This window comes from Arhodomonas sp. AD133, assembly GCF_051195215.1.
In the GTDB taxonomy this organism is placed as follows: domain Bacteria; phylum Pseudomonadota; class Gammaproteobacteria; order Nitrococcales; family Nitrococcaceae; genus Arhodomonas.
Map to the genome: position 1 here is coordinate 1 of NZ_JBNAZM010000069.1, position 20,001 is coordinate 20,001.

Consider the following 20,001-nt stretch of genomic DNA (forward strand, 5'->3'; position numbering starts at 1 on the left):
GTGTGATAACGGCCTCAATGCCCCACGCGCCTTCCATTATCCCCCTGTTAGCCGCGCGACAGCGCGCCGCCGCATGGTGGGGCGGAGACTTTCAACGAGTATTGCCATGTCTCAGAGCCGTTGTGCGCCTGTGGGCAGCATTGCGCGTCGCTCATGTAAACCTTGCAACCCATCGCTCCTCGCGCCCCTGACCATCGAGGCCACTGACCCGGGATGTCGCAAGCCCATCGTGGTGGCATACCGTCGAGGCATATCGAAGCGAACAGGCGCGCTGACGAACACTGAGACATGGCAATACTCGTCGGACGGCTAGTAAATGCACTGCCCGCTCGTTTCCGACTTCCGGGGGAGACTTCGGACCTCTGGAGCTTGATCGTTGTGCCTCGTCGTTCACCGCGCGTCCTCCGTCTCCGGCAGATAGCGGGTGACGAATTCGTCGAGCGCCTGCAGGTAACGTTCCCGGGAGGTGTAGAAGGCGCCGTCGTGACCGCCGCGCAGCTCGAGCCATTGGCGCGGCCTCGGGGCGTTCCGGTACAGGCGTCGGCCGTGATCCAGCGGTACGATCTCGTCGTCGCGGCTATGAATGGCCATCACGGGTGACTCGACGCCGGCGAGCGCCGCCTCGGTGTCGTAGCGATGCTGCAGAAGCATGCGCACGGGGAAAACCGGATACTGCCGGGCAGCGATATCGGCCACCGACGTGAACGCCGATTCGATGATCAACGCGGCCGGTGATACCTCCGCCGCAAGGCGCGCCGCCACGGCAGCACCCAGCGAGCGACCGAAGATGACGATGCGCCGCGGCTCGATGCCCAGCGAGCCGGTGAGATACCGCCACGCCGCCCGCGCGTCGCGATACAGCCCCGCCTCGCCGGGGCGCCCTGTGCTACGTCCATAGCCGCGGTAGTCGACGATCATGACGGCGAGCCCCAGTCGATTGAATAGCTCGATGGACTCGAGCCGGTGCGAGATGTTGCCGGCGTTGCCATGGAAAAACAGCAAGACACCGCGGGCGTTATCCGCTGGCACGAACCAGCCGTGCAAACGCTCGCCGTCGTCGGTAGCGATGGTCACGGCCTGATAGCTCAACCCGCGCTCGGCCGGCGTGGCGACCAGCTCCCGCCCAGGCACGTGGGGCAGATGGATGAGCCGCCCCTGCATCGCCCACAGCACCCCGAGCACGACCCCATAAACCAGCAGCGCAACCGCCACGATCTTCGCAACCAATGCCATTGCCGACCTCTCGGTGAACACCGCTACCAGCACCCGGTTTCCGGGTAGTCCAGCCCCGAATGGTAGTCTTACTGGATTCTCCCCCGAAGTCAGCCGGTTGGTCAGAGCGCGCCTGGCGCCCGACACCGCGGGCGCACGGACCGGCTGACGCCGGCTGAAACCTCTGCGAAGATTGGCAACCCAACAACGGCATTTCGGCGGTTACATCGAGGTCGACCCATGATCGAGCGTCCGCTCACGGGAGAACCCCTGCCCCTTGACCTGGTCAACACTGAGTGGATGGAAAACGGCGAGCGCCAGGATGCGCTGGATACCGACGCGGGGATGCGGGCATGGCTCGCCGGGGTCGCACTGGCGGCACCGGAAGCAAGTGCCTACGCCGAATGCCGCCGCATGCTCTACCGCGCCCGCAAAGCCATTCGAACGCATCTGGAATCGCCGATGGATTGCGATTCGCTCAACGAAATCCTCGCTATGGGACGCATCCGGCGTCTTATCACTGCCGACGGCCCGGCCAGCGTTAGTGACGTGCCCGCGGCGTGGCGACCCGCCTGGGAAGCTGCCAGCGCGTATCTGGATCTCATTGCCGAGCATCCCTCCCGCATCAAGCGTTGCGAGCACCCGGACTGCATCCTCTACTTCCTGGATACCAGCAAGAACGGCTCACGACGCTGGTGCAGCATGCAGACGTGCGGCAATCGGGCGAAAGCACGCCGGTTCCAGGACCGATCACGTCACGGCTTCACCACCTCCGGCTGAGTCGCCGAGCCAGCGACGGGCGATACGCTGCGCCTGCGCATGGTCACGGCAATGGGTCAATAGACCGCGAGCTGTTCGGATGCCGGACCTGCGAAGCTTGACGATCTTCTCGGGAGACAGCCCCACGAGGATCATCGCGACCCGATGACGCCGCATATCGTCCACCAATGCACGCAGTGCGGCGATGGCCGTGGCATCGATGCTCGGCACGTCGTTCATGTCCACGATCACGACGCGAATGCCACGGTCCACCTCACGCAGCGACGAGATGGCTTTGTCGGCAGCACCGAAGAACAACGGGCCATCGATGTCGTAGACCGCCACCGCCGACGGTAACCCAGTGCCGTAGGGCTCCGCCACGGCGGGCACGCGGGACGTTCGCGTCACCAGCGCCATACGCCGTATGAATAGCGCCGAAGCCAACCCAATGCCCACGGCAACCGCGACAACCATGTCGAAGATCACCGTCAGGCCGAAGCAGACCAACAGCACGGCCACATCCCCGGGCGGGGCCGAGCGCAGCGTGTGCAGAAAATGCCGGACTTCCGCCATATTCCAGGCGATGACAAACAAAAGGGCGGCGAGCGCTGCCATCGGCACGAGACTCAGCAAACCAGCCATGGCGACGATGGCCAGCAACACGACCATTGCATGCACCAGCGCCGCCACCGGCGAGCGCGCACCGCTGCGCACGTTGGTGGCGGTACGCGCTATCGCGGCCGTGGCGGTAATACCGCCGAAGAACGGCACGATCATGTTGCCCAGCCCCTGACCGACCAACTCCGCGTTGGGGTCGTGGCGGGTACGGGTCATACCGTCAGCGACAACGGCACAAAGCAGGGACTCGATGGCACCGAGCACGGCGATGGCGAGTGCCGGCCCAAGCAACGCCTGAATCAACTCCAAGTTCACCACCATGGGGCGGCCATCCGGGCCGGGTAACGTCCAGGGCAACGCGAACGCCGGTGCCACGGGGGGTATCCCCACGCCACTGCGCTCCGCAGTGGTCCACTCGAAGCGCGAGGCGATCGTGTCGATCTCCAACCCCGTGCCGCCGGCAAGGAAGTTGACGAGGTAGGCGACCAACGTGCCCGCGACCAAGCCAACCAGTGGCGCCGGGAGAGGCACCGGCAACCTCAGCCGTGGCCAGAGCAATAACACGGCGAGTGTCAGTACACCGACGCCGAGTTCCAGTGGATTCATGGTGGGCAACGACTGCCCGATGCGAACGAGGTTATCGACGTAATGCTCGCTCGGCGTACCGGCGCTCAGGCCGAGAAAGTCCGGCAGTTGCAACGTGGCGATGACCACCGCGATCCCGGCCGTAAAGCCGAGCACTACGGGATACGGGACGAGCTGGATCAGCGTCCCCAGCCCGGCAAGCCCCAGCACCACGAGGAATACCCCCGCCATGAGTGTCGCTATGAGCAGTCCCCCGAGCCCGTACTGCTGAACGATGGGAAAAAGAATGACCACAAACGCGGCTGTCGGCCCCGAGACGCTGTAACGCGAGCCGCCCGTCAACGCGATGACGGCACCGGCAACGATGGCCGTGTAAAGACCGTGCTGGGGCGCAACGCCGGTGGCGATCGCGAGCGCCATCGACAGCGGTACCGCCACCAGGCCAATCGTCAATCCGGCAAGAACATCACTACGCAAATCGGACAAGCCGTAACCCGAAGCCCACGCCCCCCGCAGGCCCGCGCCAACGCGGGGTATCGCTAAGGCACGCAGCCATTCGATCGGTGCACGCACGAGGTCTCCTTCTCACCACGACAACACAGGACGCGAAGGGCCAATGATAGCGTGCAAACCGAAAGCGTGCGCAACACCCGACGAATGAACACGAGGTCTCCGGCAAGGTCCTTCCGTGGTCAAGGTCGAAGCGACGTCGCAGCACTGGAGCGCGGGCCCCGATGGAGACCCCGTGCGTGGGCCGCTACGGCTTGCCTCGCGCTCCAGCCCCGCCGATGGTGACGGTCACGCGACCGCCTACGCTCGGGAGCCCGCCTGCTCCATGCCTGCTTGAACCACATTATCGACACGACGGCCCGGGACTCCGGCATAGCCCCCCGGCGGGGCTCGCTCGTACCCCGTAGGGATCATCAGGAGCATGAACCCAGTGATCAGTCCGCCTTCTCGCAGTTGACCATCCATCGCACGCCAAAGCGATCCACGGTCGTGCCGAATCGCCGCGCCCAGAACGTCTCCTCCATCGGCATCTCCACGTGCCCGCTTCCGGACAGAATGTCGAACAGGCGTTTCGCCTCGTCCGGATCGGCAACGCCCAGAACCAGATAGGCCCCCTGGATAGGCTGATGCGCATCAGTCACTGGACGATCCGACCCCATGATCCGGTAACCGCCCAAACTCAGGCACACGTGCATGATGCGCTCGTAAGCCTCGGCGGGAACCTTGTCGCGGGCCGACCCCTCGCCATAGGTCATCATCGTCTCGATACGGCCGCCCAGAGCCCGTTCGTAGAACTCGAAAGCCTCGCGGCAATCGCCGTCGAAGAAGAGATAGGTACTCACATCCATGGCATGCGCTCCTGAGCTGTGATGACACGTCGAACCGGGGATGCTCCCCTTCACGGAGGTAGTCGAATCACGGACGCGAGGATCGACACGGCGGCACGTCCCGGGGCGCAACGCAACCACCCGTCATCCGAGGCATCACCGACAGCGTCGCCGATACCAACCTTTGGGTCAGTCATCACCGCAACCAGCGAAAGGAGCGCTCCAGAAACGCCATGGCGTCGGTTTCGACGATCCGACCATGGGCGAGCACGATGCGCTCGGGCTGCCAGCTCTCGATGGCGCGCAGGCACTCGCGCGCCCTGCCCCGCCCGAACAGGAAACTCAGCCGCCAGTCGATGGGGGTACGACCATTCGGTGCGAGGATACCCGCGAACCGCGCGAGGCAGCGCTGCAGCCAACTGAGCGTGTCCGCGGGGAAATTCTCGATGAGATCGGTGACGATGAGCGTCCGGGAAGACCGGTGCAGAAACACCGCCTCTTCCATCGCCGGGGAACCGGTAAACAACAGTGAAGCGATGTCCTCGCTCCAAGGGTACTCACCATCGCGGGTGAGCAAACCGTCGAAGCTCAGATCGGTGCGCTTGCGCGCGAGCTCGCCGGTGCCGTAGAGCGCAGCATCCGGGTAGTGCTTCCGCCAGTCGTCGAGGAACAGGTGGTGGAGCCGATTGGGGGCGACCATATAGCGCACCGGACCCAACGTGGCCAACTCCGCCGCCAGGGCGTCGGTATAGCGGATCGGGCTGTGGACCCAGAGCTCGCCGTTGGCGAGCCGGGCGACGGTCATCCGGGTAGTGAACGGCAGGGTGAGAAACGACACCGGCTCGCCCTCGGCGATCCAGAAATTCTCGGTCAGTCTGCGCATGACGCTCCTTGTCCGGTGGGGTATACGTTGCCAGCAACCGCCTCTTATCCGCCATTCCCGTGCAATCCGTCAATGACCGCCATAGCCGGCGACACGCAGAAGGCACCTGAGACGTCCAACACCCACTCTTGACCTAAAGTTTACTTGAGATCCTATAACGGGCTCCACGCAATCGACACAAAAAGGGAGTAAGCGACAATGCGAGACAGGATCCGGCTCGCCGTCATCTACGGCAGCACGCGTGAGGGCCGCTTCTGCGACGTCATCACTCAGTGGGTACTGGCCCAGCTCGGACAGCGGGAAGACTTCACCGTGGACGTCATCGACCCCGCGGGGCGCAGCGAATCGAGCCGGCCGTGGCAGGCCGGCCACGCCTCGTGGCGCGACCGCCTCGACGCCGCGGATGCCTTCATCGTGGTCACCCCGGAGTACAACCACTCCTATCCCGCGGCGCTGAAGTCGTTCGTCGACGGATTCAAACAGGAATGGGCGGCAAAGCCCGTGGCGTTCGTCTCGTACGGGGGGCTCTCCGGCGGCATTCGCGCCGTGGAACATCTGCGTACGGTGTTCGCCGAGCTCCACGCAGTCGGCATACGCGACAGCGTCCCCTTCCTCAACGCCTGGGACCAGTTCCGGCAGGACGGCACGCTGCGCGCGCCCGAACGCGCCGAACGTGCCATGGCGACAATGCTCGCGCGCCTCGCCTGGTGGGGGAAGGCACTGCGGGACGGTCGCTTGGCCAGTGACTACGCGGAGGCCACGGCATGAGCGCTTCCAGCACCGAAACTCAAGACGTGGCCGGCGCCCGGATGCTGGTGCTCGGTCGCAGGCCCGAGGTCATGGAGACCGTCCTCGACGAGCTCAACGAGCTCGGTATCGCCGCGCATGGCTCGACGGATCCGGACAACGCACCGGCGGCCTACGATGCCAGCGCCTTCGACCTGATCGCCCTCGGCGGGGGTCTCTCCGGTGCGCCCGGCAGACGCCTAAAGGCGCAATTCACCCGGCAACACCCGGAGGCACAATTTCTCGATACGTTCGCCCCACGAGCCGTGCACGAAATAGTGGCGGCACTCTCCGGCGCAAGCCAGACACCGCAGGTGGACCTCGATGCCTACTGCGCACGGATCGGCTACGACGGTCCGCGGGAGCCAACGCTCGCGACGCTGCATGCGCTGCAGGCACTGCACCCGGCGGCCATTCCTTTCGAGGCGGTTGATGTCCTGCTCGACCGCGGTATCGATCTCTCGCCCACCGCCGTCGATGCCAAGCTCATCGGCGCCGGCCGGGGCGGCTACTGTTTCGAGCACAACGGCCTGCTCAAACGGGTTCTCACGGCAATGGGCTTTCACGTCGAAGGCCTGCTGGCCCGCGTGCGCTGGCTGGCACCGGCCGGTACCAGCCCCGGCCCCCGCACGCACATGGCGCTGAGGGTGACGGTCGACGACGTTCCCTGGCTCGTGGATGTGGGATTCGGTGCATGCGTGCCCACGGCACCGCTGCGCATGGACACCACGTCACCTCAACCCACGCAGCACGAGACATTCCGGGTGATTCCGTTCGGTCACGACATCATGGTGCAGGCGCGGGTCAACGACCGGTGGCGGCCCATGTATCAGCTCTCGCCGGAGGCGCAGCTCGACGAGGACTACGAGCCGGCGAACTGGTATACGTCGCAACACCCCTCGTCCCATTTCCGCGACACGCTCATGGTGGCACGCACCACGCCGACGGCACGCTTCACCCTGCAGCAGGGCAAGTTCACGATGCGCCGGCCCGACGGCCGTGTCGAACGGGCCATCCTCGATGCCGACGGAATCGAGGACGTGCTGCACGAGACCTTCGGCCTGCCCGTTGAGCGCGGATGGCGGGCCGTCATCGAAGGCGCCGCCGCGGCGCAGGCTCGGTCGGCTGCCACCACCACCGTAAGCGAGGGGCGATCCGTCGGTGCGACCGAATGACGCACCCGACTCACGCGGGCGCTGTGGCTAGATCGCCACAGTGCCGGCGTGGATGCCTTCCGGCCTGCGCGGCAATACCTGCCATTGCCTGGCGAAGCCCTACCCGAAACGTGACAGGTTCGTGACGCCTGCCCTATCCTTCGCGCGCCAACCGTTTCGCTTAATCTTTCAGGGAGACGACGCATTGAGCGACGACTTCAACGACGTCCAGCGCAGCTATGGACGCTGCCTCGCGGCAGGGAGCTTCATCGACCGTTTCTACGACATCCTCATGGCCAGCAACGAGGATGTCCGCCGGTCATTCGCGAGAACCAACTTCGGCCACCAGCGCCGGGCACTGCGCCGCGGCATTACCACCGCCATTCTCTATGCGGCCGGCGATGAGCTGGTCAGCCGTACCGTCGAGACCATGGCCGAAGTCCACAGCCGCAAAGGCCGGGCTCCGGTGGAGCCCGCCCTGTACGGATACTGGATGGAGAGCATGGTCCAGGCGGTCAGGGAATACGACAGCGCCTTCGACCATCAGCTCGAAGCTCGCTGGCGCCGTGCTCTACAGCCAGTCATCGACACTTTCATCGAACGCTACTAACCCGCTCTCGCTGGCGCCGCCGACTACGCGGCGCCCCCACCTGCCGCCCCACGCATCCTCCTCCTGCATCCGCCGACACCGCTGTCGACGCCTCCGCCCGCGCAGGGCATAGCCGATCATGACGACCCAGTCACCTCGGTTGATCCACGTCAAGTTTGGCCCCGGCAGCGTTACTTAGCATGGCATCAACGCTGTAACGGCAACCGGCTCTCGAAATCGCCAACTCAAACAGGAGAAGCCCAATGGCCAGATCCCTCTCGACCACGGCATACGCCATAGCTATCGCCGCTGCGTTCGGTGCCGCCGGAACCGCCCAGGCCGCGAGCGCGGGCGACTGGATCGTACGCGGTGGCCTGACCACCGTGTCCCCCAACGAGGACACCAACGGCGTGGACGGCGAGCTCGGCGCCGCGCTCACCGGCACCGAAGTGGCGGTGGATTCCGACACCCAGCTCGGCGCCACCGTCGGCTACATGATTACCGATCGCTTCGCGGTCGAGCTGCTCGGCGCGACGCCGTTCACCCACGACCTCTCCCTCGACGGCGGCGCGCTCGACGGCGCCGACCTCGCCGAAATCAAGCACCTGCCGCCGACGCTGAGCCTGCAGTACCATTTCGACACGGGCTCCGCGTTTCGGCCCTACGTTGGTGCCGGCCTGAACTACACGCTGTTCTTCTCCGAAGACGTCGATTCGGACGCCAAAGCCGCCGGTGTCACCGACGTCGAGCTCGATGACTCGGTCGGACTCGCCGCACAGCTCGGTGTGGACTACGAGCTCGGCAACCGCTGGCTCATCAATGCCGATGTGCGTTATCTGCAAATCGACACGACCGCCGAAGTGAGCACCGCCACCGGCAGCACGGATGTCGACGTCGATATCGACCCCTGGGTGTACACCATCGCCGTGGGCTATCGCTTCTAGATCCGGCCCAAGACCAGCGCGAGCGGCCAACCGCGGTCCCGGCCGATCAGGTCACCCGGCGCCGCTCGCCCCGCCGCCCGTGCCGAATACACCACCAGCCCCGATCGATGCTTCTTATGCGAAGGGATATCGCGTATAGTACGCGTTTGCCCGTTTTTGGGGCTTTCCTTCTGCTTAGGTATCCGCGCTCTTGAATCCCGATTCCGACTCCCCGATCAGCTTCTCGTCGCTGGGCCTTAGTGCCCCTGTTCTTCAGGCTCTGCAGAATGCGGGCTACGAAGTGCCCACGCCGATCCAGGCCCAGAGCATCCCACCGCTGCTCGCCGGGCACGATCTGCTCGGGCAGGCCCAGACCGGCACGGGTAAGACCGCCGCGTTCGCGCTGCCCCTGCTCTCACGGCTGGACGTGTCGAGCTCGCACACGCAGCTGTTGGTGCTCGCACCCACGCGTGAGCTCGCCATCCAGGTAGCCGAGGCCTTCCAGACCTATGCCCGGCAGCTGCCGGACTTCCACGTGCTGCCCATCTACGGTGGCCAGGACTACGGCGTGCAGCTCAAGCAGCTTCGCCGCGGCGCGCAAGTGGTGGTAGGTACACCCGGGCGGGTCATGGATCACATGCGCCGGGGGACGTTGCGGGTCGATGACCTGAGCGCGCTCGTCCTCGACGAAGCGGACGAAATGCTGCGCATGGGGTTCATCGACGACGTCGAATGGATCCTGGAGCAGACCCCGGCGAACCGCCAGGTGGCACTTTTCTCGGCAACCATGCCCAATGCCGTCAAACGGGTCGCACACAAGCACCTCCAGTCGCCTGAGGAAGTGCGAATCGCCGCGACCAGCTCCACGGCGGAGACCATCCGTCAGCGTTACTGGTCAGTAAGCGGGCTGCACAAGCTCGACGCGCTGACGCGGCTGCTCGAGGCCGAGCCCATCGACGGCATGCTCGTGTTCGTGCGCACCAAGAACGCCACCGTAGAGCTCGCCGAAAAGCTCACGGCCCGCGGCTTCAGCGCCGAGGCGCTCAATGGCGACATCCCGCAGAACCTTCGCGAGCGCACTGTCGAACGCCTCAAGCGCGGGAAATCGGACATCGTCGTCGCCACCGACGTGGCCGCCCGCGGCCTGGACGTCGAACGCATCAGCCACGTACTGAACTACGACATCCCCTACGACCCGGAAGCCTACGTCCACCGCATCGGCCGAACCGGCCGGGCCGGACGCAGCGGCGAGGCGATTCTCTTCGTCGCCCCCCGGGAACGGCGGATGTTGCGCACGATCGAGCGGGCGACCCGGCAGCGCATCGAACCCATGCGCCTGCCGAGCGCGGATACCGTCAACGAGCAGCGTGTCGCCCGTTTCAAAGAGCAGATCGGCGAGGCACTCGCCAACGCGGATCTCGGAATCTTCCGTCAGCTCATCGGTGAGTACGAGCAGGAGAGCGACGCTGATCCCCTGGATATCGCCGCCGCGCTCGCTCACCTGGCCCAGGGCGATACACCGTTCCTGTTGAGCGAGCCCCCCGCACGCCCGGAAAAGTCACACGACGATTCACGCCAGCGCCGCGGACCGAGCGACCAGCCCCGTCCACTGAAGGGGAATCCCGACGTCATCATGACGCGGTACCGGGTCGGCGTCGGCCGCCGCGACGGGGTCAAGGCGGGCAACCTGGTCGGGGCGATCGCCAACGAGGGCAAGATCGACAGCGCCTTTATCGGCGCCATCGATATCCACCACGACTACGCCACTGTCGACCTGCCCCAGGACCTCCCCGGTCCGGCGCTCACCAAGCTCCGTGGAACCTGGGTCTGCGGCAAACGGCTCGACATCCAGCCGCTTGGTGAGGCTGCGCCGGCCCGCAAGCAAGGCAGGCGACGTCGCGACTGACCCGGGTACCGATCGTCTCAGACGTATTGCCATGCGTCAGCCAGTCCGTGCACCGATGGGGCAAGACGCGCGGAGCGCCGTGTAGCCGCGGGCTTCATAAGCGACGAGCAACACCGAGCCATCGGCGCACACGGCCACTGGGGCCTGGCAATACCTGCGAAAAGGTTAGTAAACGCCCACTGCTGCGGAATGCGGCAGTACCACCCCCATGAGCACCGCCGCGTAGTGGCAGCCCGCCGCCGCGATGACCATCGCGTGCCAGATCACCGTGTGGTAAGGCAGCCGAGACAGGACGAAAACCAGAATCCCCAGCGTATAGAGGATGCCGCCGGCCACCAGCAGCACCAGCGGTGGCAGCGGCAGACGGTTGACCAGAGGCTCCAGGGCCGGAAGCACGCTCCACCCCATGAGCAGGTAGAGCCCGATGGCCGGTGTGTAGCCAAGCCGGCCGACCAGCTTGAGGCCAGCGCCCAGCAGGGCCACTGTCCACACGAAAACCAGCAACCCCCAGCCCCATGGGCCGGCAAGCACGGTCAGAGTGAACGGTGTGTAGGTGCCGGCGATCATAAGAAAGATCGCGGCGTGATCGAAACGCTCGCGCAACTCCAGGTTCCGCGAGCGCTCGGATCGGTCGTGATTGGCGAGCGCCGAGGCCACCAGCATGGTCAACAGCCCAACGCCGTAAAGCGCCACGCCCACGAACAGTGTGAAATTCCGTCGCCCGGCGGCGAGCCATAGCAATACGGCCACCCCAACGACGGCCACCGCAATACCCAAGCGGTGAATGACGCGGTCGGCAAGCTCCTCACCGGCGCTGTATTCCCTGCTGGACAGTGGCACTCGTTCCCTCCCGATCGATCCGATTCGCCGACGTGCGCAGCGCGCAGCCGGCGCGCATCGTAACGCAAGCGCTTGCCGCCTCGCGACGGGCCGACACGGACTATCCCGCCGGTCGTGCGCCGGCGTCACGTACGGGTCATACTGGAGCGCTCGTGAGCAACGGACTGTTCGGCATGCGCGCCCGCCTGATCATTATCATCGCCTTGTTCTGCCCGCTTTTCGCGGTATTCGGCGGCGCCGGCTGGATGCTCTGGTATCCGTGGCGGAATCGGGGCGTGGTGGACATCGTGGACCTCATGTTGTGCTACCTGACCGCCACGAACTGCATGAATACGAGCGGCTACGGCTCCACCGGACTCAGCCTGGGCGAGTTGCTGGCGCGCAACGCGATCGTCTTCGGCGTATGGGTCACTTACCTGGCTGCGGCCTATACTAACCTTTTCGAAAGTATTGCCAGGCTTCAGTGGCCGAGTGCGCCGTTGTGGCAAGGCGCGAGGAGCGACGTGTAGCAAGGCCTACATGAGCGACGAGCAACGCGGTCCACAACGGCGCACTCGGCCACCCGCAGGGCGCCACTGCGCGGCGCCTCGGCAGCGTTGCGCTCGCTTGACGTGAGCCTCGCCACGCCGGCGCTCCCGCGCCTTGCCGAGACACCACGCAGTGGCGCTGAAGCCTGGCAATACTTTCGAAAAGGTTAGTAACTTCGTGGTTGCACGCGCGCTATGGCGCCGGATGCTGGGGCTGTTCCTCGCCATCCTGCTGCCCCTGACAGCCTTCGCGCTGATAACGCTCGTCATCTTCCTGTCCACTGCGAGCTTTGGTTGAGCCGCGATGCGCTATTTCCTGCTTGCATGCACGGCCGTGGCGGCACTCACCGGCGTGGCCGACTACCGGTATATCAGTGCCGTACGCGCCGTATACACGATCAATCGCCAGGCGTTCGCCGAAACCCTGCATGAGGGCATCACCGGCGATGACCCGCGCATGGCGCATCGGCTGCGTGGCCTCGACATCGTACCGGGCGCGCACGCCGGTCAGCTCAGCCTGGCACTCGACGTGCGCCTGATCGATTTCTTCGGCGGCCCCGATGGCTGGTATACCGCGAGGCTGACCGTGGACGTGGATACGTCGATATACGGGCGTTCGCTGATTTTCGAACGCCCGTGTCTGCGCACGGCGGAGCACGATATCGACGTACCCATGGGCCCCGGGGTCGAAGCACGGGTCCTGGAGACAGCCATCCGACACGTTCTGGGCGGTCACCGCAGCATCCGTCTCCCAGCGGAGGCATTCGAGCGGGGCAAGGCTTACCGCTTCAAGCGCCGGCTCGGCCACGCGGCGGTCGGCGACGAATCGGTCCGCTTGTCCATCGGACTACGCGACAGCCGTCGACCGGCGCCGTCATCCCCCGTGGGCGGTGAGTGCGCCAGCGGGGGCTGAGAGGCTCAGTCCATCTGCACCAGATCGCGGTAGGCGTGCCACGTCGCGTGGCCGAGCAACGGCATTGTCACGATCAGGCCGAGCAGCAGCAACACCACGCCGGCGAGCGACAGCGCGGCAATCATGCCAGCCCACAGGAGCATCGCTCGAGGGTTCGCCAGCACGACACGAACGCTGGTTACGACAGCGGTCACCACGTCCACCCGTCGGTCGAGCATCATCGGCACGGAGATAACGCTCATCGCGAACACAACCGCGGCGACGACCGCGCCCAACGCCACATACGCCAACAGAAACGAGAACCGGTCCCCAATGAGGAACAGCCACCCGCTGAACGCCTCCATGGTGGGCACGTCGCGCCCGTAGAAAAGGGCGAACAGGATCGCCGACAGCCTCTCCCAGAACACGAACGCGAACGCCAGGAAAGCGGCGAACAGGCCAATGGATTCCACGTTCTCCCGCCACGATCGCACGGCATCGCCCAGCGTGGGCCGTTCGTGCTGCTCCAGGCGACGGCTTATCTGGTACAGGCCCAATGCGAGAAACGGCGCCAGCAGGAAGAACCCCGAGATCGCCGCCGTCACCAGATACGGCCGCGGTGCCGCCACACCGACGATGATGAACCCCAGCACCGAAAACACGATCCCGAAGAATGCGCTTACCGGCCGCGCCCGATCGAAATCCCGCCAACCGGCAGCGAGCCATTGCCAGGGCCGGGAAGCCTCGACGAGGTGGATACGGATATTCGGAAATCCGGGAACAGGGCGGGTGACATGCTCCATGGCCGTGACCCCCAGAAGAAGTGGCCTCACGCAGTCAGTGTAGTACGCCACATGCCAGTCCGCCTTCGGTCGTTCGAGCGCGGGCGGGGGTAGCGGCTGACGGGTTGTCCCACGGGGATGCACGCCGCTGGGAAACATCGCGCGTGAGGGCTGATACGCTTCGTTGACCCTGACCTCGCGTGAGGGTCTAGCCTGCATACGCGCGTGCACACAGGAGCTGATCGATGCGGTTGAAGATTGGTGAGCTGGCCCGACGCAGTGGCCTTACGGTGCGAACCCTGCGCCACTATGACGACATCGGTCTGCTCACGCCATCGTCGCGCTCGCACGCCGGCTATCGGCTTTATGCCAAGGCGGACATCGCCCGCCTTCATCGAATTCAGGCATTACGCCGGCTGGGCATCTCACTGGCGGACATCCGTGCCGTTCTCGAAGCGGACGAGATTTCACTGCCAGCACTCATCGATCAACAAATCCGCGACCTGGACGCACGCATCGAACGATCGATGCAGCTACGCGAGCGGCTGATTCAGCTCAGGGATCAGATCGACGCCGGCGGTGATCCCGAACCCGACGAATGGCTAACGACCCTGGAGCTAATGAATGTGTACGAGCAGTATTTCTCCAGGGAAGAGCTCAAGAAGCTGCCCATCTATCACGCCGACGAATCCCGGGCGCGCGAGTGGGCATCCCTCGCCGACGAGGCTCGGATATTGATCGACCGGGGCGTGCCGCCGCAAAGCGCCGAAGCCCGGACGCTCGCCCGTCGATGGATGCGAATGCTGGAAGCTGACACGGCCAGACACCCGAGGCTACTGCACAAGCTCGATGCGATGCACCGCAACGAGCCGACAATGCAGAGGCGTATCGGTATAGCCCCCCGGACGAGCGACTACGTGCTGGAAGCATTCGCCGAAACGAAGCTAGCGATCTTCCAGCGGTATCTCACTTCGGAAGAATACGCCTTCGTGCGCGAGCGTTACGCGGCTCAGATGAAACGATGGCCGTCGCTGCTCGCCGAGCTGCGCGAAGAGATGGAACAGGGTGCGGAGCCTGACTCCGCGGAAGTGCTCCGCCTCGCGCAGCGGTGGCTGGATCTCTTTCGCGCCTACGCCGGAGACGACCCGGAAACCCACCGCAAGTTGCGAGCGGCCATGGAAAACGAACCGGAGCTCAGCGAAGGCTCCTGGTTGGACGAGGACACCAGAGGGTTTCTCAATAAAGCGGTCAACGCGTTGGTGTCCCTCGACGAAAGCTCATCGCCTCCCTGAGGACGCAGTGACCGATTCGCGTCTGCCATGCGGGCATTCCGGCTGGTCACAGCCATGTGAAGCAGCGGCTCGGCGGGAGCGGGCCCCGCCACGACCGCGTTGCCAATGGCCATTCATCGCCCGGCGAGCAACTTGTCCAGGTGCCGGGCGAACGCTCTGCGATCCGCCTGGCTGAGTGCCGGAGGACCTCCGGTATCGACACCGCTCGCGCGCAGCGTCTCCATGAAGTCACGCATGGTCAGCCGCGCACGCACATTGTCAGCGGTGAAACGCTCGCCACGTGGACTCAGGGCTTCGCCACCCTTCTCGATCACCTCCGCGGCGAGCGGGATATCGCCAGTGATGACGAGGTCACCTGCCGATACGCGCTTGACGATCTCGTTGTCGGCGACATCGAAACCGGACGCAACCTGCATGGCGTCGATATACGGCGACCGCGGCACCCGCAGTGGCTGATTCGCCACCAGCGTGACCGGCACCTCAGTCCGTTCGGCCGCCCGGAAAAGAATCTCCCTGATCACCCCCGGACAGGCGTCGGCATCCACCCAGATCTTCATGAAACTCCCATGGCCGCACGAACCACCCTATACACCGACGCAAGCATACGGTACCCAGGCGACAACCGTACCGTGGCCATTGTCCTCGGGCCGGCGCAGCTACCCAAGACAAGGGCGACTTTCGCGGCGGTTCGCGGCAAGCAACTCGCGCGTCGCGGTCCCTGGCTGGGCCTGCCGCCGCGCGGATTGATAAATGACGTCGACGAGCAATTCATAGCGTTCCGTGGCCATCCCCGTGGCCGCTACCCGGTACGCGACATCCCCCGTACGCCACGCCGTCAGACGTGTACCATTCAATGTGGTCCGCTCGGGGGCGTCCGACAAGGCGGCTTTGCCGGCCCGGGATACGAAAACGCTGAGCCGGCAGCCGCGGGTTCCGGTATAGCCGAGATGCAGCGTGGACCCGAGAGGCGACAGCTCGACCCATTCCCCGCGAACCAGGCGCAAACGGGCGGAATCCAGCTCGGGTACCAATACGCCGCCCTCGAACCCCGATCGACGCGGCAGCGCGGCGTTGCTCAGCCTGCCGGCAACACCCTCCGTGGCGGTTCCGCCTTCGGCCCAGCGCTCATGCACCTTCACGATGGCGATCCCAGGGTCACTGTAGCGGGCCCGAAACGGAGCCAACGCGGTCACGGCCACGAAGGCGACCGCCAACAACGACGCCACGACAAAGGACGGCCACGCGCGCCAGCGCCACGCCGCGCCACCCTCGGCCCGGCGCTCGTATAGCGCCATCTTCCGCGCGTAAAGCACCTCGAGTTGCGCACGGGTTGCCGCGTCCCGCTCCACCTGGGCTTCCACACGGAAACGGTCGGCGCTCGAGAGCGCACCGTCGACGTACGCGCTGAGTGTCTCCCAATCGATGCGGGACGAGCGTTGGTGCTCCTTCACCGCCGTGCTCTCCAATTCGCTGCCGATGCACTGCCGGCTTCCGGACCCGGTGCCTCATCCGGCGACCACCGCGCTCATTCAACGGCAGATGCGCGCCCCGCCCGGCAACGGAACGCCGACGTCTACCTGCGTACGTGTACCCGACGACGTGCACGAGCACAAGTGTCGCCGGACACCTAGCCCACGCACGGAGCGACGAAGCCCCGCCCCGACGAACATTCACCGTCTGCGCTCAGCTCCCCATCCCTGCGGCGATCCGAGCCAACCCGCGCTCATCCCGCAACTCGACCAGTCCGCGCTCCAGGTGCACGAGCTGCTGGCGCTCGAACTGCTTGAGCAGGCGGCTGATCACCTCACGGGCAGTACCGAGCTCCACTGCCAGGGCCTGGTGAGTCGTCGCGAGCACACCCTGGCTCTGACGGCTGATCAGGTGATCCGCGAGACGCTGATCGAGGCGCCCGAAAGCGACCTCTTCGACGACGAGCATCAGTGTCTGCAGGCGCTCACCGTAGCTGCGCAGCACCGCCGCACGAAACCCCGGTGCCTCCGCCATGAGCGTGTCGAACACGGCGGCGGGCACGACGAGCACGCTCGCCCCGGTCTCGACGATGGCCTCGGCCCGGTAGGCCGCGCCGGCGAGCAGGCAGGATACCGACAGCGTGCACAGCTCCCCCGCTGCGATTCGATAGAGCACGATCTCGTTGCCGGAGGCACCGATCATCTGAACGCGTATCTCGCCGTCCACCACCAACGGCAAACCTTCGCAGCGCTGCCCCGGCGCGAATACCCGCTCGCCCGGCGCCAGGGTCATCCGTGGGCTGCGAGCCATGAGAGCCGCCCGCTGGTCCGCGCTCAGTGGTTCGAGGGCAGGATGAATCGCCACGCCGTTCATCGTCCGGCTCCCACGTCGTTGTGCATCGTCACTGTCACTCCCTCCTGTGTGACTTCATCACTGACCCCGGACGGCCACGGTAGTGAACTGATATCACTTCCCACGACACGAGGAGATCGCCATGTTCTCGCCCAATATCGGATCCGTCGATCGCGCCGTTCGAGCCGTTGCCGGTATCGCCCTCATCGCTGCCGCCGTGCTTGGCGACGGCATGGCCTGGGGCTGGATCGGTCTGATTCCGCTGGCGACAGCGGTCGTGAGCTTCTGCCCGGCGTACCGCCTGCTGGGCTGGCGCACCTGCAAACTGCGCCAGAGCACCGGGTCGTCACGGTAAGGAACCAGCGCCGCCGGGAAACAGACGCTACACGATCGCGAACGCCATGGACTTGCGCGGAATCAAGCACACGCTTACGCGCCCGCAAAGCGGGCGCTCACGAATACTAGTCTTCTCAGAGGTATTGCCATGGGTCAGAGCGCCACAGCGGTTCGGGGGCAAGGCGCGCCTCGCGCCTTGCCCCATCGGCGAACAGAGCGGCTGACGCATGACAATCGCTCCGAGAAGATCAGTAACGCCGCACCCTCTCCCGGTAACGGCGATAGGCGTCGCCGAACTTCGCCTCCAGATGGCGTTCCTCACGCCGGATCACGCCGTAATGCATGACGGCGAGCAGGGGCACGAGGAAAACCACGCCCCAGAGGCTGTTCACCATGGCGCTCAACCCCAGGAACACGAGGTACAGTCCCACGTAAAGCGGATTTCGCGACACCGCGAATGCGCCGGTAGACACGACGGTACGGGTGGCGCGATAGGGGTTGATGGGCGTGCGAGCCTTGCGCAGGGAATAGGCGCCCCAGACATTCAATGCCACCCCCGCCAATAGCAAAGCCACTCCGCCCCACGTCATTGCCGGATGGTCGAGTATCGGCACCGGCCACAGCCAGTGGCCGGCCAGTACAGCGGCGAAAGCCGCAACGTAAATCAGCGGCGGCGGCGCGACCACGCCGGCGTGACTGTTTTGCGTCGTTTCCGGACGGTCGTCCGATGTCGCCATGGCACGGTACTCCTGATGCGACGATTGCGCGCTGCAATACGGCCGCGACAGCGGACCGTCGTCACGTCACAAGGCTACACCACCCCGCCGAGTCACCACATGCGGTCGTTCACCGCAGACCAGACACCGCGCCCGTGCGCGAAGGCGTTCTCTGGCGACGCCATTTTCCCGCTCAACACCTGCCACACCCCCTATGCTTGTCGATAGGCACCCACTGATTACCGGTGCGAGACCATGACGAATCGTCTCCTTTCACTGGCCGGCGCGTGCATCGCGCTCATGAGCATCAACACCCTGGCCGCCGCACCCACCGCCGAGCGCGCGTTGAGCGACTACGTCGACACGCCCGACGAGAGCTACCGGTGGGAGGTCAAGCGCCGGGGGACGCTGCTGGGCGTGGACTACGCGCTACTGCATCTGGTCTCGCAGCGCTGGCAGGGCACCACGTGGCGACATCAACTCTGGTTGATCGACCCCACGGACGGCGCCGGCGACCGTCATGCACTGCTGTTCATCAGTGGCGGCCGCTGGCCCCGGCAAGGCGAGCCTTCGACCGAGCTTCCGTCGGACGCCCCGCTGTTCGCCGCCATCGCCCGCCGGATGAATGCCCCGGTTGCAGTGCTCCGGCACGTGCCCTTTCAGCCTCTGTTCGACGGGCTGACAGAGGACGAGCTCATCGCCGCGACGTTCGCCCGTTTCCTGCGGTCGCCGCGGGAGGCGCAATGGCCGGCGCTGCTGCCCATGGTCAACAGTGCGATCCGCGCCATGGACGCAGTCCAGGCATTCAGCCGCGAATGGGCTCAACCGATCGAGACATTCACGGTCACGGGCGCCTCCAAGCGTGGCTGGACCACGTGGTTGACCGCAGCCGTGGACGAGCGCGTCCGCGCCCTCGCCCCGATGGTGTTCGATGTGCTCAACATGGGTCCGCAGTTGCGCCACCAGCGCGAGGTCTGGGGCGAGCTCTCACCCAAGCTCCACGACTATGTTGCCCTCGGTCTCGACCGACAGCTCGATACGGAGGCCGGAAGGAAACTGCAAAGCATCGTCGACCCCTATCACTACCGCGGTAGCATCACCCAGCCCAAGCTGGTGGTACTCGGTACCAACGATGACTACTGGCCAGTCGACGCGCTGAACTTGTACTGGACGGAGCTCGCAGAACCCCGTTACGTGCTGTATCTGCCCAACCAGGGCCATCACCTCCGCGACTACGCCCGCCTGCTGCCAACGCTGGACGCGTTCCACCGGCACATCGCCCGCGGCCTGCCGCTGCCAGAGCTCGACTGGACATTCGCCCGACAGGCCGGGGCACTCACCCTCAGAGTCACCGCCAAGCCCACGCCAGTGAACGCACGCGTGTGGAGCGCGCGGGCGAGCAAGCGGGACTTCCGCGAGGTGCACTGGGTCGCCAGTCCGATGCACCGGCGAGACGGTGCCTACCTGTCGAGACTCGGGTGGTCGTATACCAATTTTCGAAATAACTCGGGCCGATCCCGTTGCCATGCCTTGAGGGTCTGC

General features: G+C 65.3%; 21 protein-coding genes. 11 read left to right on the forward strand and 10 right to left on the reverse strand.

Translation table 11 applies throughout. The features are described from left to right. Nucleotides 1–390: 390 nt before the first annotated feature. Nucleotides 391–1,233: an alpha/beta hydrolase gene (locus ACPEES_RS21535; protein WP_435106201.1), complete on the reverse strand. Its 843-nt coding sequence runs from the start codon at nucleotides 1,231–1,233 to the stop codon at nucleotides 391–393. A gap of 219 nt (nucleotides 1,234–1,452) precedes the next feature. On the opposite strand from ACPEES_RS21535, the gene ACPEES_RS21540 reads away from it, so the two are divergent. Then, nucleotides 1,453–1,992: a CGNR zinc finger domain-containing protein gene (locus tag ACPEES_RS21540; RefSeq protein WP_435106203.1), complete on the forward strand. Its 540-nt coding sequence runs from the start codon at nucleotides 1,453–1,455 to the stop codon at nucleotides 1,990–1,992. On the opposite strand, the gene dauA is transcribed toward ACPEES_RS21540, so the two are convergent. The 3 genes from dauA to ACPEES_RS21555 all read right to left on the reverse strand — a co-directional run bounded on the left by dauA (nucleotide 1,963) and on the right by ACPEES_RS21555 (nucleotide 5,394). Beyond that, nucleotides 1,963–3,747 (reverse strand): C4-dicarboxylic acid transporter DauA, encoded by a 1,785-nt coding sequence (gene dauA / locus ACPEES_RS21545; protein WP_435106206.1) that lies wholly within the window; start codon nucleotides 3,745–3,747, stop codon nucleotides 1,963–1,965. The genes ACPEES_RS21540 and dauA overlap by 30 nt on opposite strands. Before the next feature lie 371 nt (nucleotides 3,748–4,118). Continuing rightward, entirely contained in the window at nucleotides 4,119–4,532 is a 414-nt protein-coding gene (locus tag ACPEES_RS21550; protein ID WP_435106208.1) for a VOC family protein, read from the reverse strand. A 175-nt stretch (nucleotides 4,533–4,707) separates the two neighbouring features. Further along, nucleotides 4,708–5,394 carry a DUF4336 domain-containing protein gene (locus tag ACPEES_RS21555; protein ID WP_435106210.1) on the reverse strand — a complete coding sequence of 229 codons (687 nt, stop codon included), beginning with the start codon at nucleotides 5,392–5,394 and terminating at the stop codon, nucleotides 4,708–4,710. Between the two features lie 198 nt (nucleotides 5,395–5,592). Here ACPEES_RS21555 and ACPEES_RS21560 point away from each other — a divergent pair, with 198 nt between their 5' ends. From ACPEES_RS21560 to ACPEES_RS21580, 5 genes are all read left to right on the forward strand, one after another. Next, nucleotides 5,593–6,162 carry an NADPH-dependent FMN reductase gene (locus ACPEES_RS21560; protein ID WP_435106213.1) on the forward strand — a complete coding sequence of 190 codons (570 nt, stop codon included), beginning with the start codon at nucleotides 5,593–5,595 and terminating at the stop codon, nucleotides 6,160–6,162. Beyond that, a complete protein-coding gene (locus ACPEES_RS21565) occupies nucleotides 6,159–7,355 on the forward strand; it encodes an arylamine N-acetyltransferase family protein (protein WP_435106215.1) in 1,197 nt (398 codons plus the stop codon). The genes ACPEES_RS21560 and ACPEES_RS21565 overlap by 4 nt, the downstream gene beginning before the upstream one ends. Nucleotides 7,356–7,539: 184 nt before the next feature. After that, the gene (locus tag ACPEES_RS21570; RefSeq protein ID WP_435106217.1) at nucleotides 7,540–7,944 is read left to right on the forward strand and encodes a globin; all 405 of its coding nucleotides are present in this window, start codon (nucleotides 7,540–7,542) and stop codon (nucleotides 7,942–7,944) included. Nucleotides 7,945–8,186: 242 nt separating this feature from the next. Then, the gene (locus tag ACPEES_RS21575; protein WP_435106219.1) at nucleotides 8,187–8,867 is read left to right on the forward strand and encodes an OmpW/AlkL family protein; all 681 of its coding nucleotides are present in this window, start codon (nucleotides 8,187–8,189) and stop codon (nucleotides 8,865–8,867) included. Between the two features lie 190 nt (nucleotides 8,868–9,057). After that, the gene (locus ACPEES_RS21580; protein WP_435106221.1) at nucleotides 9,058–10,752 is read left to right on the forward strand and encodes a DEAD/DEAH box helicase; all 1,695 of its coding nucleotides are present in this window, start codon (nucleotides 9,058–9,060) and stop codon (nucleotides 10,750–10,752) included. A gap of 165 nt (nucleotides 10,753–10,917) precedes the next feature. On the opposite strand, the gene trhA is transcribed toward ACPEES_RS21580, so the two are convergent. Continuing rightward, on the reverse strand, nucleotides 10,918–11,592 hold the full coding sequence (trhA, locus tag ACPEES_RS21585) for a PAQR family membrane homeostasis protein TrhA (RefSeq protein ID WP_435106223.1): 675 nt from the start codon (nucleotides 11,590–11,592) through the stop codon (nucleotides 10,918–10,920). Nucleotides 11,593–11,744: 152 nt separating this feature from the next. On the opposite strand from trhA, the gene ACPEES_RS21590 reads away from it, so the two are divergent. Then, nucleotides 11,745–12,101: a hypothetical protein gene (locus tag ACPEES_RS21590; RefSeq protein ID WP_435106225.1), complete on the forward strand. Its 357-nt coding sequence runs from the start codon at nucleotides 11,745–11,747 to the stop codon at nucleotides 12,099–12,101. 322 nt (nucleotides 12,102–12,423) lie between these two features. Then, nucleotides 12,424–13,032: a hypothetical protein gene (locus ACPEES_RS21595; RefSeq protein WP_435106227.1), complete on the forward strand. Its 609-nt coding sequence runs from the start codon at nucleotides 12,424–12,426 to the stop codon at nucleotides 13,030–13,032. A 5-nt stretch (nucleotides 13,033–13,037) separates the two neighbouring features. On the opposite strand, the gene ACPEES_RS21600 is transcribed toward ACPEES_RS21595, so the two are convergent. Beyond that, nucleotides 13,038–13,865, reverse strand: a complete 828-nt coding sequence (locus tag ACPEES_RS21600) for a DUF2189 domain-containing protein (RefSeq protein WP_435106229.1) — start codon at nucleotides 13,863–13,865, stop codon at nucleotides 13,038–13,040. Nucleotides 13,866–14,038: 173 nt separating this feature from the next. Between ACPEES_RS21600 and ACPEES_RS21605 the strand changes: the two genes are divergently transcribed. Then, on the forward strand, nucleotides 14,039–15,085 hold the full coding sequence (locus ACPEES_RS21605) for a MerR family transcriptional regulator (protein WP_435106231.1): 1,047 nt from the start codon (nucleotides 14,039–14,041) through the stop codon (nucleotides 15,083–15,085). Between the two features lie 113 nt (nucleotides 15,086–15,198). Here the strand turns inward: ACPEES_RS21605 and ACPEES_RS21610 are convergent, their stop codons facing one another. The 3 genes from ACPEES_RS21610 to ACPEES_RS21620 form a co-directional block, all read right to left on the reverse strand. Continuing rightward, nucleotides 15,199–15,642 carry a YaiI/YqxD family protein gene (locus tag ACPEES_RS21610; protein ID WP_435106233.1) on the reverse strand — a complete coding sequence of 148 codons (444 nt, stop codon included), beginning with the start codon at nucleotides 15,640–15,642 and terminating at the stop codon, nucleotides 15,199–15,201. A gap of 99 nt (nucleotides 15,643–15,741) precedes the next feature. After that, nucleotides 15,742–16,536 (reverse strand): hypothetical protein, encoded by a 795-nt coding sequence (locus ACPEES_RS21615; RefSeq protein WP_435106235.1) that lies wholly within the window; start codon nucleotides 16,534–16,536, stop codon nucleotides 15,742–15,744. Between the two features lie 232 nt (nucleotides 16,537–16,768). Next, nucleotides 16,769–17,428 (reverse strand): Crp/Fnr family transcriptional regulator, encoded by a 660-nt coding sequence (locus tag ACPEES_RS21620; protein ID WP_435106237.1) that lies wholly within the window; start codon nucleotides 17,426–17,428, stop codon nucleotides 16,769–16,771. A gap of 121 nt (nucleotides 17,429–17,549) precedes the next feature. On the opposite strand from ACPEES_RS21620, the gene ACPEES_RS21625 reads away from it, so the two are divergent. Further along, the gene (locus ACPEES_RS21625; protein WP_435106239.1) at nucleotides 17,550–17,762 is read left to right on the forward strand and encodes a YgaP family membrane protein; all 213 of its coding nucleotides are present in this window, start codon (nucleotides 17,550–17,552) and stop codon (nucleotides 17,760–17,762) included. A gap of 229 nt (nucleotides 17,763–17,991) precedes the next feature. Here the strand turns inward: ACPEES_RS21625 and ACPEES_RS21630 are convergent, their stop codons facing one another. After that, nucleotides 17,992–18,480, reverse strand: coding sequence for a methyltransferase family protein (locus tag ACPEES_RS21630; protein WP_435106241.1), 489 nt, complete (start codon nucleotides 18,478–18,480; stop codon nucleotides 17,992–17,994). A gap of 234 nt (nucleotides 18,481–18,714) precedes the next feature. Here ACPEES_RS21630 and ACPEES_RS21635 point away from each other — a divergent pair. After that, nucleotides 18,715–20,001: PhoPQ-activated pathogenicity-related family protein (locus ACPEES_RS21635; protein ID WP_435106243.1), on the forward strand; the 1,287-nt coding region annotated here is incomplete at its 3' end.